The organism is Salinibacter ruber DSM 13855 (assembly GCF_000013045.1).
Classification (GTDB): Bacteria; Bacteroidota; Rhodothermia; order Rhodothermales; family Salinibacteraceae; genus Salinibacter; species Salinibacter ruber.
Window position 1 is genome coordinate 611,127 of sequence record NC_007677.1, and the last position, 17,097, is coordinate 628,223.

The window sequence follows — 17,097 nt, forward strand, 5'->3', positions numbered from 1 at the left end:
GAAGCGCGACGGTCCCAATCCATCGCACCGGCTTCCAACGAACATCCGCCTGCGCCGCGGCGTTGAGTCTTGTCGTTGCTGTTTTACTTCCGCATCCCCGACGACCCCCATGGCGCAGTTCGACACGCCCGATCAGCTCTCGCTCCCCGACCTCGAAGAGGACGTCCTCGACTGGTGGCAGGACCAGAACATCTTTGAGCGCAGCATCGAAGAGCGGGACGGGCAGCCGACGTTTACGTTCTACGAGGGCCCGCCCACGGCCAACGGCACCCCCGGCATCCACCACGTGCTGGCCCGGGCCATCAAGGACATCTTCTGCCGCTATAAGACGATGCAGGGCTACCAGGTGGACCGCAAGGCCGGCTGGGACACCCACGGCCTGCCCGTCGAGATTGAGGTGGAGGAGGAACTGGGCCTGGAGACGCGGGCGGAGGTCGAGGAGTACGGCATCGAGAAGTACAACGCGGCCTGCCGCGGGAGCGTCCTGGAGTACAAGGACCTCTGGGACAACCTGACCCAGCGGATGGGGTACTGGGTGGACCTGGACGACCCGTACGTCACGTTCGAGACCGACTACATCGAAACCGTTTGGTGGCTCCTGAAGCAGATCGAGGAGGAGGACCTGCTCTACAAGGGGCACAAGATTCAGTGGTACAGCCCCGGCTCCCACACCGTGCTGTCGTCGCACGAGGTAAGCCTCGGCTACGAGGAGACCCAGGACCCGAGCGTGTACATTCGGTTCCCGGTCGCGGGCGAAGAGAACACCTACTTTCTGGCGTGGACCACGACGCCGTGGACGCTCATCTCCAACACGGCGCTCGCGGTGGGGCCGGAGCTCACCTACGTCAAAATCCACCACGACGATCCGCATCAGGGCGAGGAGAAGTTGATTCTGGCCGAGGCACTGCTCGACGACGTGATCGGCGAGGACTACACGGTCGAAGAGACGTTCTCCGGCGAGGAGCTGATCGGGCAGCGCTACGAGCCGCCCTACGACTACTTTACCGACCGGGCCGAGGCGGGGGAGGAGGCCTGGTACGTGCTCGGGGCCGACGTCGTCTCGACGGAGGAGGGCACCGGCGTGGTGCACATGGCGCCGGCCTTCGGGGAGGAGGACCACGCGGTGGCGCAGGAGGAAGGGCTGCCGCTCTTTAACCCGATCGACAAGGACGGCGAGTTTACCGACGCGGCGCCCCTCGTGGCGGGCACGTGGTTCAAGGACGCGGACAAGACGATCACCGACGACCTGAAGGCCCGCGGCCGCCTCTACAAGCACGAGACCTACCTCCACAACTACCCGCACGACTGGCGCAAGGGCACGCCCCTGATGAGCTACCCGGTCGAGAGCTGGTTCATCGAGACCACGAAGCTCAAAGACCGGATGGTGGAGCTCAACGACACGATCAACTGGCAGCCCGAGGCCATCGGCGAGGGGCGCTTCGGGGAGTGGCTGGAGAACAACGTCGACTGGGCGCTCAGCCGGCGCCGCTACTGGGGCACGCCGCTCCCGGTGTGGGAGAGCGACAAGGAGGATTCCGACTACTACGAGGTGATCGGGTCCGTCGAAGAACTGCGCGAGAAGGCCGGCGACCAGCTGCCGGAGGACGACGAGGAGATCGACCTGCACCGCCCGTTCGTCGACGAGCTGACGTGGGAGGGCCCCGACGGCGGCACCATGCGCCGCGTGCCCGACCTCATCGACGTGTGGTTCGACTCCGGCGCCATGCCCTATGCGCAGTGGCACTACCCCTTCGAGAACGAGGACGACTTTGAGGCCAACTTCCCGGCCGACTTCATCGCCGAGGGCGTCGACCAGACGCGCGGCTGGTTCTACTCGCTGCACGCCATCGCGACGGTCGTCTTCGACGAGGTCGCCTACGAAAACGTCGTGGTCAACGGCCTGGTGCTCGACGAGGACGGCAACAAGATGTCGAAGTCGGTGGGCAACACCGTCGAGCCGTTCGAGGTCATCGACGACTACGGGGCCGACGTGGTGCGCTGGTTCATGATGAGCAACGCGCCCCCGTGGGAGAGCATCCGTTTCAGCGAGCGGGGCCTGCGGGACCTCCGCCGCACGTTCTTCGGCACCCTGGAGAATGTCTACCGGTTCTTCGCCACCTACGCCAACATCGACGGGTTCGCCTACGAGCGCGACCGGATGCCGGTCGAGGAGCGCCCGGAGCTGGACCAGTGGATCATCAGCCGCCTGCACACCACGACGCAGGCGGTAGAGGCGGCGCTCGACGAGTACGACCCGACCACGGCCGCCCGGGCGGTCGAGGACTTCGTGGAGGAGCTTTCGAACTGGCACCTGCGCCGCTCGCGGCCTCGGTTCTGGGCGTCGAAGAAAGGCGAGCAGAACGGCCCGGCCGGGCAGGGCGGCACGGTCGCCGCGGCGAAGAAGGAGGCCGCGTACCAGACGATCCACGAGTGCCTGGCGGCCACGGCGAAACTGATGAGCCCCATCGCGCCCTTCTTCGGCGAGTGGCTCTACCGCACGCTCGGCGACGTTACCGGCACGGAGGCCGACTCGGTGCACCTGGCCTCCTTCCCCGAGGTTCGCGAGGAGGAGCGCAACGAGGCCCTGGAGCGCCGCATGGGGCTGGCCCGCTCCATCGCGTCCAGCACGCTCTCGCTCCGCAACCAGGCCGAGATCAACGTGCGCCAGCCGCTGCCGCGCCTCCTGGTGGTCACCGGCACCGGCGTGCCGGAGGCGGAGGTGGAGCAGGTGAAAGACGTGATCCTCGACGAGGTGAACGTCAAGGACATCGAGTACGTGGAGCACAGCAGCGAGGTCGTGAGCCGCTCCGCCAAGCCCGACTTCAGCCGCCTCGGCCCGCGCCTCGGCGACCTGGTGAAGGCCGTGAACCAGAAGGTGCGCCAACTCGACGACGAGACGATCGACGAGTACGTGGAGACCGGAGCGCTCACGCTGACGGTCGACGGGGAGGAGGTGGAGCTCGGCCCCGACGACCTCATCATTCAGAGCGAGGGCATCGAGGGGTGGCTCGTGGAGCAGGAGGGGGACGTGACCGTGGCCCTCGACACCGACATCACGCCGGCGCTCCGGGCCGAAGGGCTCGCCCGCGAGGGGGTTAAGCGGATTCAAGACCTTCGCAAAGCGGCGGGCTTCGAGGTCACGGACCGCATCGCGGTGGCCTACGACGGCTCGGCCCAGATTGCCGACGCCGTGGCCGCGTACGCGGACTGGATCCGGAACGAGACCCTGGCCCTGGAGTTGCAGCCGTCCAATGAGCCGACCGGGGAGGCGGTCGAGACCTTCGAGGTCGGCGACGAGCGGCTCACGATCGGGGTCCGTCGCGTTGAGGCCGACGAAGCACTGAATGCCTGAGCCCTCCCCGGGGCCGGACGCAGGCCCGTGGAGCGCACGCCACGCATCACTTCCACTGATAGGCCCACTCTGAACGCCATGGCGAACGACGATGCACAGCCCGAGGGGGATGCGCCCGACGCCCCGCTTCACGCACAGTCGGACACGACCGAAGATGGGGAGGCGCGCACGACGCCCTTCTCCGACGACGAACTGGAGCACTTCCGCGAGCTGATCCTCCAGCGCCGGCAGGAGGCGAAGTCCGAGATCGAGCAGATGCGCAAGCAGGTCGAACAGGCCAAAGAGCAGTCCGACGACAACACCGCCTACGGCATCCACATGGCCGACGCCGGGACCGACGCGATGGAGCGGGAGAAGCTCCACCTCATGATCGCCCGCCAGCAGAAGTACGTCGGGTACCTCGACCGCGCCCTCGAGCGGATTGACAACAAGACCTATGGCGTCTGCCGCGTGACGGGCAAGCCCATCGCGAAGGAGCGGCTGGAGGCCGTGCCCCACACCGAAATCTCGATCGAGGCGAAGCGCAAGGAGAAGGCCGCGGGGGACGCGGAGTAGGCCCCGCCGCGTTGCCGCCGCTGAGCGGGCCGGCCGCTGGCGCGCTGCTAGGGCGTCGGGGCATGCTGGGGGGAAGACTCAAGTCTCGTATCAACCGTCGGACGCGATCCCGGCCGGCCGTACAGGACTGTGGCCGTCCGCCCCTTCAACGCCCCACCACAGACATGATCGACTACGTCTCCGGCACGCTCGTCGACAAGACGACGGACTCGGCCCTCGTGGACGTGAACGGGCTCGGCTACCGGGTGCACGTTCCCACCTCCACCTACAAGCGGCTGCCGGACACCGACGAGGAGGTCACCCTGCACACGTACCACTACCTCCGGGAGGACGACGAGTCGCTATACGGCTTCGCCACCAAGGCGGAGCGGACGGTCTTCGAAACGATGACCGGCGTCTCGCGCGTGGGCCCGAAGCTGGCGCTGTCCGCCCTCTCGGCGATGACCCCGACCGAGCTGCGCGACCACGTCATGGAGGGGGACAAGAGCCGACTGACGCAGATTTCGGGGGTCGGCACGAAGACGGCCGACCGCCTCATCGTCGAGCTCCGCGACCGCCTCGCAGACCTGGACGTGCTCGAAGACACATCGCCCCTCAGCGGCGGGTCGGACGCCCGGGCGGAGGCGCGGGCCGACGCCCTGGAGGCCCTCACCGAATTGGGGCTCAGCAAGGCCGACGCCGAACGGTCCATCCGTCAGGTGCTGCGCGACAACGCCGGCATCCAGTCGGCCGACGAGCTGGTCCGGCGGGCCCTGAAGGCGGACCAAGAATAACACGTCTCACCGTACCCGACGCACTTCCACCTCCCCCATGCCCGACGACCTTCGCCTCTTTGCGCTCTCCGAGAGCCGGGGCTTCGGCGAGGCCATCGCCTCGGCGCTCGACACGGAGCTCGATGCCCACCACGAACGGACCTTCACGGACGGGGAGCACGAGGTGCGTCCGGAGGTGAACGTGCGAGGGCGCGACGTCTTCGTCGTCCAGTCCCTCTATGCGGACGACACGTGGAGCGTAAATGACAAGCTGTGCCGGCTTCTCTTCATGCTTGGGGCCCTGCGCGACGCCTCGGCCGAGCGCGTGACGGCAGTTATTCCGTATCTCTGCTACCAGCGCAAGGACCGCAAGACACGCCCCCGCGGGCCGGTCACCACCCGCTACGTGGCGGGCCTGTTCGAGGCCGTCGGGGTCGACCGCGTTCTGACGATGGACGTGCACAACCTGGCGGTTCTTCAGAACGCCTTTCAGGCCCGCACCGAGCATCTGTTAGGACATCCGCTGTTCGTGCACCGGCTGACCGACGTGGTCGGGGCCGAGGAGGTGGCCGTGGTGTCCCCGGACGAGGGCGGCGTGAAGCGCGCCGGGAAATTTGCCGAGGGACTGGGGGCGGTGCTCAATTGCGAGGTACCAACGGCGTTCGTCGAGAAGATGCGGAAGGACGACGGGGTGACGGGGGGAGCGTTGGTCGGGTCGGTGGAGGACCGCACGGCCATCGTGGTGGACGACATGGTCAGCACCGCGGGGACGATGACGCAGGCCATCCGGTCGTGTGCCGAGGAGGGGGCGGAGTCCGTCTACGCCGTGGCCACCCATGGCCTCTTCGTCGGCGAGGCAGATGAGCGGTTGGAAACGGCGCCCCTGGATGCCCTTTTCGTCACGAACACGGTAGCGCCGCGGCTCACGGGCGCGGCGGCCGAGCGCCTACAGATCTGCAACGCGGCCCCTCGATTCGCGGCCGCCATCCAGGCGGTGCACACTGAAACCTCCGTGAGCGCCCTGAACGAGGTGTAGCCGAGTGAGGAAGTGCTTGTGGAGTGCGCCCTGAACGAGGGGCAATCGAACACGGAGGCCCCTGTCGGACACGTCCCGGCAAGGGGGCGAACGAATGGGAAGCCGGCCTCGGGCCGCGTCCCAGACGAAGGGGACAACGGGTGCCGGAGTCCCCATCCACGTCTGCGCGCAGGGGGCGTCGGGCCTATAGGGGCCGAAGCTGGACCCGGATGCGGGCGTTCGCGCGGTCGAGATGGTTGCGAGCCATGGCGCGGTACCAGCGCCAGCGCCCGTTTCCGGTGCGGAGGCGCAGGAGCCATCGGGTCCGCTGCGTCCGGTGACTCACCATGTGTGCCAGGTCCCGCATCACGCGGTGCAGGTTGCGGCCGTGGACGTGGGAGAAGAAGCAGGGCTCGAGCGTGTCGTTGATCCCGTATTCGAGGGCGCGGCGGGCCGACTCGTTCGCCCGCTGAATGGTGCCACTGCGGTCCAAATACAGCATCGGGGTGTGGGGCGACTCCTTCGTCTCGGAAGCGCTTCCACGATCGGGGCGGAATACAGCGGGTACGGATTGCGTGGACATGGCGGACATTGGGGAACGTTGGCGGTGGCGAAGGAGGGGGCAGACGCGCGTGGCGCCGTCTTTCCACCCCGCAGTACAACGGCAGTACGACGAAGAGACTGAAGAACGAGAAGCCTCCCTGTACGACGGAGCGGACGGGCGTTTGTAGGTCTGCTCTAACAGGGAAGAATTTCTAACTTCACCTACTGCAAGATAGCAAATCAACCCAGATACGTCAAGTCATTCTCCGGAAAACGAACAGGGAGTGCATTCGCGAACGAAAGGGGCCAGATATGGATGAGGACAGTTGCGCCTCAGAGCCCAACCGGGACCAAACGGTCGAACCTGAAGGCGCTGGGGCTGGTTTGAGGTTTCCTCAACGCGTTTCCACTCATCAGTATCGTCCCTGCGCAATGGACACCGCGAACGCCCTCGCGTCCCAGCTCGACGGGCTCGTTCACCTCGACACCCAGCGGGCCTCCACCGGCATTGACCTGACGGTCGATGCGGTCTTCCGGACCACCGGGCCCGGCCAGCTCGACTTCGGCGGGGGCGAGTTCCAGACCGTGCCCCGTGAGCGGATTGGGCCGACCCTCGACGATCCGGACGACGACTACGGGTGGTGGACCCTGGAAAAGGGGGCGTACGTCGTGCAGTACAACGAGTCGCTGCGCCTGGACGACGGGCAGCAGGCGGTCGTGACGCCCCTAGAGCGCACGCTGCGTGCGGGAGCGCACCACGGTGCGTTCGTATTGGATGAGGGCCGAGACCCGATTGAAACCCTCCTCGTGGTGAGCCGAATGGGCTGCCGCCTCAAGGAAAACTGCCGCGTTTCTCGCCTCGTGGTGCTCGACTGATTGTCTAGAGCCACGCTGCTTCTACGCCCTCGACCCCCGCGCCCTACGCTCTCCACCCCTACGCCCTCAACCCCCACGCCCACACGAATGCCCGAACTGCCCGACGCCGTCGTCTACCGGCGGCGCCTTGCCGACGCGGCCCTCGACCGCCCGATTGCCGACGCCACGGTCGTCGATCCACTGATTCTCGGCGACGGCCTGGAGCCGCATCGCCTCGGAGAGGTGCTCCGGGGCCGCACGCTGACCGACACCCACCGCCACGGCAAGCACGTCTTCGTCCGGTACGGGGAAGAGACCGGCTGGCTCGCCCTCCACTTCGGCATGACCGGACGTGTGCAGGTCGTTCCGGACGGCACGATGCCCGAATACGCGTACGTCCAGGTTCACTTTGAAGACGGGGGCGCCCTGGCGTTCGAGTGCCCGCGCAAGTTTGCCCGCGTGCGCCTCGTCGACACGCCGGACGCGTTTGTCGAGGCGAAAGACCTCGGCCCCGACGCGCGCCGCGCCGACGTCGATGCTTTTCTGGCGCCCTTCGCGTCCCGCCGCGGTGCCATCAAAGGCCGGCTGCTGGACCAGAGCGTCGTGGCGGGCCTCGGCAACATCTACGCCGACGAGGCCCTCTACCAGGAGGGCATCCACCCGCGAACGACCGTGCCGGAGCTCTCCGAGACCGACCTCCGCGGCCTCTACGACGCAATTCAACGGGTCCTGGACGCCGCCATCGCGGTCGACGCCGACCCCGAGGCCCTGGACCCGGACCGCTTCATGCTGCCCCACCGCTACGGGGACGAGCACTGCCCGAAGACCGGCGTGCCCCTCGACACCGAGACCGTCTCCGGCCGCACGGCCTACTTTTCCCCCACCCGCCAGTCGCCCCCGAAGTAGGCCCGGTTCCCACACCCTCCACCCCCACGCTCTCCACCCTCACGCTCTCCACCCCCACGCGCCTGTGCCCTCCACCCACATCGGCACCTCCGGCTGGCAGCACGACCCCTTTGCCGGCCGTTTCTACCCCGACGAAGTGCCTCAGGACGACTGGCTCGCCCGGTACGCCGACACGTTCGGCACCGTCGAGGTGAACAACACCTTCTACCAAAGCCCCGAGGCGGACACGCTCCGTGCCTGGCGGCGGCGGACGCCCGACGGCTTCACGTTCGCGGTCAAGGCGAACCAGTACATCACCCACTTCAAGAAGCTGAAGGACCCGGACGAACCGGTGCAGAACCTCTACCGCAACGTGGAGCCCCTCGGAGATGCCCTCGGCCCCATCCTCTTCCAGTGCCCGCCGAACTGGCACCAGAACCTCGACCGCCTGCACACCTTTCTGGAGACGCTCGACGACGCCCACCGGCATGTCTTCGAGTTCCGGGACCCCACGTGGCTCAACGAGGAGACCTACGACGCGCTGCGGGCGCACGACGCGGCATTCTGCGTCTACGACTTCGGCGACCGCTCCACCTACCGCGTGGTGCCGACCGACTGGGCGTACGTGCGCCTGCACGGGAGGGGGGAGGCGTACCACGGCCGCTACACGGACGCCGAGCTCGACGACTGGGCCGACGCCATCGCCGACTGGCGGGCCGACGGGCTCGACGTGTACGTCTACTTCAACAACACCGCGGGCGAGGGCCACGCCCCCCACGATGCCCAGCGGCTCGCGGCCCGGGTCCAGGATCACTTGGGGCGATGAGGGGCCCGGTGCACCGATGTCGCGCGAACTGTTCGTCTCCCTATGACCCTGACCCTCCCCGAGCGCTTCCGCGACGCCACGTTCGAGAGCTACGAGCCGCAGACGCCGAGCCAGGCCGAGGCCCTCCGGGTCGCCCGCGCATTCGTGGCCGAACTGCGCCGGACCCCGTCGTGGGCCGAGCGGCTCAGGGCGCTTCTGGGTGTGGGGGACGAGCGGCTGCCGCAGGGGCTGTATCTGGTGGGGCCGACGGGGACGGGCAAGACGCACCTGCTGGCCGCGACGTGCAACGCCCTGATGCCCGAGAGGGCCTGTGCCTTCCTGCACTCCAGCACGCTGTTTCGGCAGACCGAGCCGCCGGACGCCTTCGCGCACCGGCTGGCCGACCAGTACGCGGCCTGCTGCCTCGACGAGGTGGAGATCGACGACCCGGCGAACGAGATGCGCCTCGCGGGGGTGATGAAGACGCTGGCGGCCCGGGACGTCCCGCTCCTGGCCACGAGCAACGTGGCGCCGGAGGAGTACCTGGCGACCCAGCTCGGCGACGGCCGCGTCCAGCGGTTCCTCCGAACGGAGGTGCGGGACGCGTACCGTGTGGTTGGGGTCCGCGGGGACGACTACCGGCGGACGCGAGCGGTGGAGCAGTCCGGGCGGGGGTGGGTGGGGCCCTCCGACGCCACGCAACGGGCCATGCGGCAGGCACGGGCGGACGCGACGGGGGCGGCGCGGTGGTGGACGTTTGCGGACCTGCGGCGGGCGACGACGGACACGGCCCATACCGACCTCATTGAGGACCTGGTCGGGCTCGACCACCTCTTCATCGAGGGCGTCGCCATCGCGGACACGGACGACGCCTTCCGCCTCCTCCGCGTCGTCGACGCACTGTACCTCCACGAGGACGCCCCCAGGCTCTACTTTACCGCCGCCCGGCCGCCGGACGACTGGTTTGATCCCGACCGGCACGCCGGCCTTGCGCGGGCCGTGGCCGAGAAATTCGACCGCACCGTCTCGCGCCTCCACGCCCTGTGTCAGATTCGCCCCGTCGAGCAGAAGGAGGCAGGACAGGTCTGATCCCGCACCGGCACGCTATTCCACGTCCGGCCCCGCCGCCAAGCACTGGGCGATCTCCTCGTCCGGCAGCGCTGGAGGTCGGCCGGCTCGCCGTTCCGGACGTCCCCGCATGCGCCGGGGGCGAAGTGGCCGTGGCCGCAGAGGCTGAAGCCAATCGTTTTCCCCGCGCCGGCCCGCGCGAGCGCCCCTCGATCCCCTGCCCGATCACGGTCTGGTGCAGCGGCACCTGGGCTCCGCCCCGGCGAGAAGGGGGGCTCCTGGTCATCGGAAGTCGGGGGAACGGGACGATGAAGAAGCTGGATACGAGCAGCGAGGTGATTCCCCGGGCTCGGGCCCGTCGCCCACGAAGTCTACGGCAATTCGGTCCCGAAGCCCTGCTGGGGCGGCTGAGCAATGAACGTCTGCCCGGTGTGTGGGTACCATTCATCTATCTAATGCCAATCTGCGCGGGCACGCCGTTGCAACCCGGCGCAGTGCCCCGCAGGACCATTCCAACCGTTGCCCCGCCATGAAGCAGACCGATCTTCGCGACATCGCCATTGTTGCCCACGTCGACCACGGCAAGACCACGCTCGTGGACTCGATGCTGTGGCAGAGCGGCATCTTCCGCGACAACGAGGAGGTGCAGGAGCGCGTGATGGACACGATGGACCTGGAGCGGGAGAAGGGCATCACCATCATGGCCAACAACACGGCCGTCCGCTACGAGGGCACGAAGATCAATATCGTCGACACGCCGGGCCACGCCGACTTCGGGGGCGAGGTGGAGCGCACGCTCCGCATGGTCGACGGCATCATGCTCCTGGTGGACGCGGCGGAGGGGCCGCTCCCCCAGACCCGCTTCGTGGTGCAGAAGGCGCTGGAGCTGGACCTCCCGCCCATCGTCGTCCTCAACAAGATCGACCGCAAGGACGCCCGGCCCGAGGAATCGCTCGACGAGATCTACGACCTCTTCATCGACCTCGGGGCGGACATGGAGCAGCTGGAGTTCCCGGTGCTTTACACCGTCGCCACGGAGGGCCGTTGCAAAACGGACCTCGACAACGAGGAGTGGTCGACGCTCCGCCCCCTCTTCGAGACCATGATCGACGAGATCCCGCCGCCCACGGGCGACCCCGACGGCACGCTCCAGGTGCTCGTCACCAGCGTACAGCGCGACGACTACTTGGGCCCGGTGGCCATCGGGCGTGTGGAGCAGGGCGTCCTACAGGACCGGCAGGACGTGACCCTCTGCCATCGCGACGGCAGCACCGAGCAGGCAGAGGTGACGGCGCTCTTCGAGTACGAAGGGCTTCAGCGCGAGGAGACCGACGCGGCCGGGCCTGGCCAGATCGTGGCCATCGCCGGGGTGGAGGGCATCGGGCTGGGCGAGAGCATCTCGCACCCGGAGCACCCGGAGCCGATGACGCCCCTCGACGTGGACCCGCCGACCATGTCGATGGAGTTCCGGATCAACGACGGGCCCTTCAGCGGGCAGGAGGGCGAGTTCGTAACCTCGCGCCAGCTCCGGGACCGCCTCTTCGACGAGGCCCGCAACAACCTGGCCATCCGGGTCGAGGAGACCGACTCGGCCAACGTCATGCGCGTCTACGGGCGTGGCGAGTTGCAGATGGCCATTCTCATCGAGCAGATGCGGCGCGAGGGCTACGAGTTCTGCGTGGGGATGCCGCAGGTGATCACGAAGGAGATCGACGGCGAGACCCGCGAGCCCTACGAGACCGCTGAGATCGACATCCCGGAGGAGTACATGGGCGTAGTGATGGAGCGCCTCGGGGAGCGGAAGGGGCAGATGGAGCACATGGTGCACCAGGACAGCGGGCGCGTGCGGCTCACGTTTCGGGTGCCGAGCCGGGGGCTTATCGGCTACCGCTCCAAGTTCCTCACGGACACGAAGGGGACAGGTCTCCTCACCCACCGCTTCGAGGAGTTTGGCGCGTGGGCGGGCGAGATTCCACACCGCACCTCCGGCGCCCTCGTGGCCGATCGGGAAGGCGAGACCACGCCCTACGGCCTCATGGAGCTTCAGGATCGGGGCGACTTCTTCGTGGCGCCCGGCGATGCCGTCTACAAGGGCATGATTGTGGGCGAGAACAACAAGCCCCAGGACCTCGACCTCAACGTGACGAAGGAGAAGCAGCTCACCAATATGCGCGCCGCGGCGGGGACCGAGCTGGAGCACGTCCCGCCCCCCCGTGAAATGTCGCTGGAGGACGCGATCGAGTTCATCCGCGAGGACGAGCTCGTGGAGGTCACCCCGGAGGCGTACCGGCTCCGCAAGCGCCACCGCAAGCCGAAGGCCCGCCGCCGCGCGCAGGAGGAGCGCGCCGCGGGGTAACGCCGAATGTAGATGCGGAGGGCAAAGGCCGTCTCTCCGCCCCGCACGCTACGCGGCGGCCTCCATCACCTCCTCGTCCTCCTCCGGCAGTCCCTCCCCGTCCGGGCCGGCCTCGTACTGCTCCTTGATGTTGGGAAAGGCCGTCTGGAACATGTCGTTCACCTCTTCGGCCTCGCCGTCGTGCTCCGCACGGGCCTCGTGCAGACGGGCACAGGCCTTCCACACTGCGCGGCGCAGGTTCCACTTGCGGACGGAGTAGGCCGCACTGCGACGCGTGTCGTCGTCTTCAAGCCAGCTGAGCTGCACGTACGGCTTGGGCGTGCCGCTGCCGTCGTCTTTCCAGCAGAAGTTGAGGCCGATTACGCCGGTCGTCGAGCGGGCCTCCGCCGAGCGCCGGACCGGATCCATCGGCTCGGGCAACTCGTCGAGCAGCTCGTCCCGGTACTCGACGGCCTTTTCGAGGGCCTCCTCGCGGCCGCCGTGTCGCTTGTCGGAAAAGTACTTCGTATATTGCTCTTTCTGACGCTTAATGCGCACCTGCCAGCCGTGGGTGGGGTGACGGTCGGGATTGTCTTCGGTGGGCTCGATGTCGATGCGAAAAACGTTCTTCGGCTTGTCGGACATGGGTGAAAGAACTCAGGGCGATCATTTTGTGGTGGTGGGATAGGGGGGCCTGAACCAGGCCCGAAGTCGTCGCAGTGCGGACGCAGACAGAGGCCCCGACGTCCGGGTGCTGCCGTTGAGAGAATAGGTCTTCTCGTCGGGATTGAGAACAGGAGGGGGACCGACGAGACGTCAGACAGCAAAGGGTCATAGAAGCGAACATTCGCCAGACCGAGGTGGAGGCGTCAACGCCTGAATGAAGGCGTCGACGTACGTTTCGCGGGGCGGACCCCTGGAAACGAAGGCCTCTGGGTGGTGTCAGGGGCAATTCCGTCCGGTGCAAGTGTTGCGACGATCAAATATGCAAAACAGTACCGGAGAAGTGCAACCGGCACCGTCGCGGCAGCTCCTGGGCGGGGGGGCCTGCTTTGGAGAAGTGGAGGGAGGAAAGACGGAGCCGAAGCCGCGACAGCGCGGCAGCTACAGTAGATTTGCGTCTTCGGCCGCCTCGTGGAGCACAGCGCGCTGCTTCCGGGAGAGATTTTCGGGGATGTTCACGTCGATTTCGACGTACAGGTCGCCGGCCCCGTCGTCGGTCTTCACCCCTTGGCCCTTCAGGCGCAGCTTCTCGCCCGGCTGTGTGCCGGCGGGCACCGAGAGCTTGAGGTGCTGCCCGTAGGGCGTGGGAACGCGGATGTCCGTCCCGAAGACGGCCTCGAACATGCCGATGGTCTCGGTCCGGTGAACGTCATCGCCCTTGCGGTCGAAGTGAGGGTGATCCCCCACCTCGAACGTCACGTACAGGTCGCCCCGCTGTCCCGTGGGGCCGGGCTGTCCCCGGCCCTTCAGGCGAATCTTGAAGCCGTCCCGCACGCCCTTCGGAATCTTGAGGCGGATGGACTCGCCGGAGGGAAGCTCGACTTGCTTGCGGCCGCCCTCGAGGGCCTCCCGGAACGAAAGGCGGAGGGTCGTTTCGAGGTCCTGACCGCCCTGGCGCCCTCGTTGCCGCTGCTGTCGCTGCTGTTGACGGCCCCCGTCGAAGGGATTCTGGCGCTGCGTGCGGGCGCCCCCGCCGAAGAAGTTCTCGAAGATGTCGCCGAGGCCCCCACCCCCGCGGCCGCCGAAGGCCTCGTCAAAGCCGCCTTGCTCGAACCGAACCTCGGGCCCGCCGCCGGCGGACCGGCCCCACGCGCCGCGGCCCCCGCCGCCCCCGCCGAAGCCGCCTCCGCCGCCGAACCGGCGCTGGGCATCGTACTGCTCGCGCTTCTCCTCGTCCGAGAGAACGGAGTATGCCTTCTGGATCTCCTTGAACTTCTCCTCGGCGTTGGGGTCGTCCGGGTTGCGGTCCGGATGGTGCTTGCGCGCGAGTGTGCGGTACGTTTTCTTGATCTCCTCCTGGCTCGCGTCTTCGTCGACGCCGAGCACGTCGTAGAGGTCTTCGGTCTGCGGCATAGCGGCGGGGGAGCACTGTGAAACCAATCGGCGAGCCGGGCTTCGGGCCCGAAAACAACGGGCAGGGCCTTTGCGGCGGGATCCTCATAACAGAATTCATGCCATTACGTTCAACAAGACGAAATGACGGACTCGACCGTGACATCCCGTCCCTTTGACAAAGTTCTCGTTGCCAACCGCGGGGAGATTGCCCTGCGGGTCCTGCGCACCTGTCACGAGCAGGGCCTCAACACGGTCGCCGTCTACAGCACGCCGGACCGCTCCGCGCCCCACGTGCGGCGGGCGGACGAGGCGTACCACATCGGCCCGGCGGAGGCCGCACAGTCGTACCTCGACTCGGAGGCGATCCTGGAGGCGGCGCGCCGCAGCGGGGCCGACGCCATTCACCCCGGCTACGGCTTCCTGTCGGAAAACGCGGCCTTCGCGGAGGCCTGCGCCGAGGCCGGCGTTCACTTCGTGGGGCCGCCGGCGGCGGCGATCCGGGCGATGGGGGACAAGACGGCCGCCCGTCAGCTCATGAAGGAGGCGGGGGTGCCGATGGCGCCCGGCACGACCGACGCGGTCGCCAGCACGGAAGAGGGGGAGGAGATCGCCGAGGACATTGGCTATCCGGTGCTCATCAAGGCCGCGGCCGGGGGCGGCGGCAAGGGCATGCGGATCGTCCACGAGCCCGAACATTTTGCGGGGGCAATGGACCGGGCGCAGGGGGAGGCCGCGTCCTCGTTCGGCGACGGGCGCGTCTTTATCGAGAAGTACATCGAGGAGCCCCGCCACATCGAGTTTCAGATCCTGGGCGACCACCACGGGAATACGGTCCACCTCTTCGAGCGGGAGTGCTCCATCCAGCGCCGCCACCAGAAGGTGATCGAGGAGGCCCCCTCGTCGGTGCTCACCCCCGAGGTGCGCCGCGAGATGGGCAAGGCGGCGGTGGCGGCGGCCGAGTCGTGCGGCTACCGGAACGCGGGCACAGTCGAGTTTCTGGTGGACGCGGACCTGAACTACTACTTCATGGAGATGAACACGCGCCTGCAGGTGGAGCACCCGGTCACCGAGTGGGTGACGGGGGTCGACCTGGTGGCCGAGCAGTTGCGCGTGGCGCAGGGGGAGGCGCTGGGCTACACCACCGACGACCTGTCGATCAACGGGCACGCCATGGAGAGCCGCGTCTACGCGGAGGACCCGGCCTCGAATTTCCTGCCCGACCCCGGCCCGCTCAAGCGGCACTCCGCCCCGTCGGGGGTTGGGGTGCGGGTCGACGCCGGCGTGGAGGAGGGGGGCGAGGTGCTGATCCACTACGACCCGATGATCTCGAAGGTGACCACATGGGGCCGCGACCGTGAGGCGGCCATCGACCGCATGATCCGTGCGCTCGACGAGTACGAGGTGGCGAGCATGGCCACGACGATCCCGTTCTGCCGCTTCGCGATGGAGCACGAGGGCTTCCGCGCGGGCGACTTTACCACCCACTTCGTGGACGAGGAGTTTGACCCCTCCGCCCTCCAACTGGAGGATCCGGAGCGGGACGAGCTTGCGGCCCTCGCGGCGACGCTCTACTACGCCGAGACGCAGGCCGACGAGGCCCCAACAATCGCGGCGAATGGCCGGGAGGATCGGAGTCCGTGGCGCCAGCGGCGGCGTCCCTGATTCAGAGGCCCCGAGCTGCCGGCGAACGTGCCCGCCTTCGGTCCGGTGATTGGGGCCGGAACTACGACGCCGTCAGGGACCGTCTCCGAGGCGAGGGGGCGGGGCACGTGGTGGGCTGTGGCAGCCGAACGACGAATCGGCTTCCGACCTGTTTCTCCGCCTCGACTTCAATCGTGCCGTTCATCGGGTTTGTGAAGCGTGGTGCTGGCTGTCTGCCTTCCGGCGGGCCTGAACACGAAGATTATCGATTCTTCCTCGGCAGCACGCTTTAGGGGTCAGTTATGGATCCTCTACCAGCCCACTGTGACCACGCAGTTTGAAACTCCTGGTTGGTCTTTCCAATCGAGGCGACTTGACTGGACTTCGAGATCGACCTGCCCGAGGACCACGGGCCACGAGAGGAAGCGAGAGCAAGGACTTGTGGGGCCCTCTCGTGTTGCTGAGCTATGCCATAACACTGACAACTTTACTTCCCTTGTCTCCCTACCAGTCAATCCCAAAGTCTTCGTCCACGTCCGATTCCGAACCGTTCTCTGGCGTTGAGTCATCTCGGAGAGACGACGAATCGTCGCCCCCTGGCGTCTCTGCTGGACTAGGCGCCCCCAGTTTCTCTTGCTCGGGCCGGTTGGCCGGGGGCTTTTCGCTCATATGGTGGGACGGGAGGCAGAAATCTGGGGGGCGAACCGACGCTGACATTGCTCGTCCCGGAGAGCCATCTCCCTGTTCTGGAGAGTCGGGTGCCACAAATGACCTCTTTACCTCACTTACTGTTCCGGTGAACTGCGCCCCGAGCTTCACCTCAAGTGTCGCCCTCTGGAGGGTCAGGATGCCCCCGTGCACGTGTGCCGTCTTCAGAATCAAGAGGTGGTCGAATACGAGGATTGCTCCCTGCAATGTCCCACCGATGTGCAGATCCGAGGCGCGCACGGTGCCACTAACCTGAGCGCCCTCGGCCACGCGCACTTCTGAGGCACAAATGGAGCCTTGAGTGGAGCCGCTTTCAGCGATGTGAACGGATCCCTTAGTTGTGATCGGTCCATGCACGTGCCCTCTTACGAGAAGGTCAGAAGTTCCAAGACGAAGCGTTCCCTGAGCTATGTCCTCCTCGTTCAAGACTGAACCGGAGAAAGAATCAGGGATGGATGAGGTCCTATTTCCATATGAGGAAGAGTGGTCACTGAATGGATACATAAGAAATCTGAGAAGGAAGTA

At 67.1% G+C, this 17,097-nt stretch carries 14 protein-coding genes; 10 read left to right on the top strand and 4 right to left on the bottom strand.

The window, feature by feature from the left end; genetic code table 11:
- Positions 1 to 109 precede the first annotated feature (109 nt).
- The 4 genes from ileS to SRU_RS02435 all read left to right on the top strand — a co-directional run bounded on the left by ileS (position 110) and on the right by SRU_RS02435 (position 5,695).
- The gene (gene ileS, locus SRU_RS02420; RefSeq protein ID WP_011403234.1) at positions 110 to 3,352 is read left to right on the top strand and encodes an isoleucine--tRNA ligase; all 3,243 of its coding nucleotides are present in this window, start codon (positions 110 to 112) and stop codon (positions 3,350 to 3,352) included.
- 78 nt (positions 3,353 to 3,430) lie between these two features.
- Complete coding sequence (locus tag SRU_RS02425) at positions 3,431 to 3,907, top strand: TraR/DksA family transcriptional regulator (RefSeq protein WP_011403235.1); 477 nt, start codon at positions 3,431 to 3,433, stop codon at positions 3,905 to 3,907.
- 164 nt (positions 3,908 to 4,071) lie between these two features.
- Positions 4,072 to 4,680 carry a Holliday junction branch migration protein RuvA gene (ruvA, locus tag SRU_RS02430; protein ID WP_011403236.1) on the top strand — a complete coding sequence of 203 codons (609 nt, stop codon included), beginning with the start codon at positions 4,072 to 4,074 and terminating at the stop codon, positions 4,678 to 4,680.
- 37 nt (positions 4,681 to 4,717) lie between these two features.
- Positions 4,718 to 5,695, top strand: coding sequence for a ribose-phosphate diphosphokinase (locus SRU_RS02435; RefSeq protein WP_011403237.1), 978 nt, complete (start codon positions 4,718 to 4,720; stop codon positions 5,693 to 5,695).
- A gap of 184 nt (positions 5,696 to 5,879) precedes the next feature.
- On the opposite strand, the gene SRU_RS02440 is transcribed toward SRU_RS02435, so the two are convergent.
- Positions 5,880 to 6,257, bottom strand: a complete 378-nt coding sequence (locus SRU_RS02440; RefSeq protein ID WP_162713345.1) for a PAS domain-containing protein — start codon at positions 6,255 to 6,257, stop codon at positions 5,880 to 5,882.
- Between the two features lie 392 nt (positions 6,258 to 6,649).
- Between SRU_RS02440 and SRU_RS02445 the strand changes: the two genes are divergently transcribed.
- The 5 genes from SRU_RS02445 to typA all read left to right on the top strand — a co-directional run bounded on the left by SRU_RS02445 (position 6,650) and on the right by typA (position 12,186).
- Complete coding sequence (locus tag SRU_RS02445) at positions 6,650 to 7,093, top strand: deoxycytidine triphosphate deaminase (protein WP_237701858.1); 444 nt, start codon at positions 6,650 to 6,652, stop codon at positions 7,091 to 7,093.
- 87 nt (positions 7,094 to 7,180) lie between these two features.
- Positions 7,181 to 7,978: an Fpg/Nei family DNA glycosylase gene (locus SRU_RS02450; protein WP_011403240.1), complete on the top strand. Its 798-nt coding sequence runs from the start codon at positions 7,181 to 7,183 to the stop codon at positions 7,976 to 7,978.
- 64 nt (positions 7,979 to 8,042) lie between these two features.
- The gene (locus tag SRU_RS02455; protein ID WP_011403241.1) at positions 8,043 to 8,783 is read left to right on the top strand and encodes a DUF72 domain-containing protein; all 741 of its coding nucleotides are present in this window, start codon (positions 8,043 to 8,045) and stop codon (positions 8,781 to 8,783) included.
- 42 nt (positions 8,784 to 8,825) lie between these two features.
- Positions 8,826 to 9,851 carry an AFG1/ZapE family ATPase gene (gene zapE / locus SRU_RS02460; RefSeq protein WP_011403242.1) on the top strand — a complete coding sequence of 342 codons (1,026 nt, stop codon included), beginning with the start codon at positions 8,826 to 8,828 and terminating at the stop codon, positions 9,849 to 9,851.
- 508 nt (positions 9,852 to 10,359) lie between these two features.
- Complete coding sequence (typA, locus tag SRU_RS02465) at positions 10,360 to 12,186, top strand: translational GTPase TypA (RefSeq protein ID WP_202795389.1); 1,827 nt, start codon at positions 10,360 to 10,362, stop codon at positions 12,184 to 12,186.
- Positions 12,187 to 12,234: 48 nt separating this feature from the next.
- Here typA and SRU_RS02470 read toward each other — a convergent pair whose 3' ends face one another.
- Entirely contained in the window at positions 12,235 to 12,810 is a 576-nt protein-coding gene (locus tag SRU_RS02470; protein ID WP_011403244.1) for an AP2 domain-containing protein, read from the bottom strand.
- Between the two features lie 459 nt (positions 12,811 to 13,269).
- A complete protein-coding gene (locus SRU_RS02475) occupies positions 13,270 to 14,241 on the bottom strand; it encodes a DnaJ C-terminal domain-containing protein (RefSeq protein ID WP_112903027.1) in 972 nt (323 codons plus the stop codon).
- 123 nt (positions 14,242 to 14,364) lie between these two features.
- Here SRU_RS02475 and accC point away from each other — a divergent pair, with 123 nt between their 5' ends.
- Complete coding sequence (accC, locus tag SRU_RS02480) at positions 14,365 to 15,885, top strand: acetyl-CoA carboxylase biotin carboxylase subunit (protein WP_011403246.1); 1,521 nt, start codon at positions 14,365 to 14,367, stop codon at positions 15,883 to 15,885.
- 483 nt (positions 15,886 to 16,368) lie between these two features.
- On the opposite strand, the gene SRU_RS15940 is transcribed toward accC, so the two are convergent.
- On the bottom strand, positions 16,369 to 17,076 hold the full coding sequence (locus SRU_RS15940) for a bactofilin family protein (protein WP_372586311.1): 708 nt from the start codon (positions 17,074 to 17,076) through the stop codon (positions 16,369 to 16,371).
- Between the last annotated feature and the right edge of the window lie 21 nt (positions 17,077 to 17,097).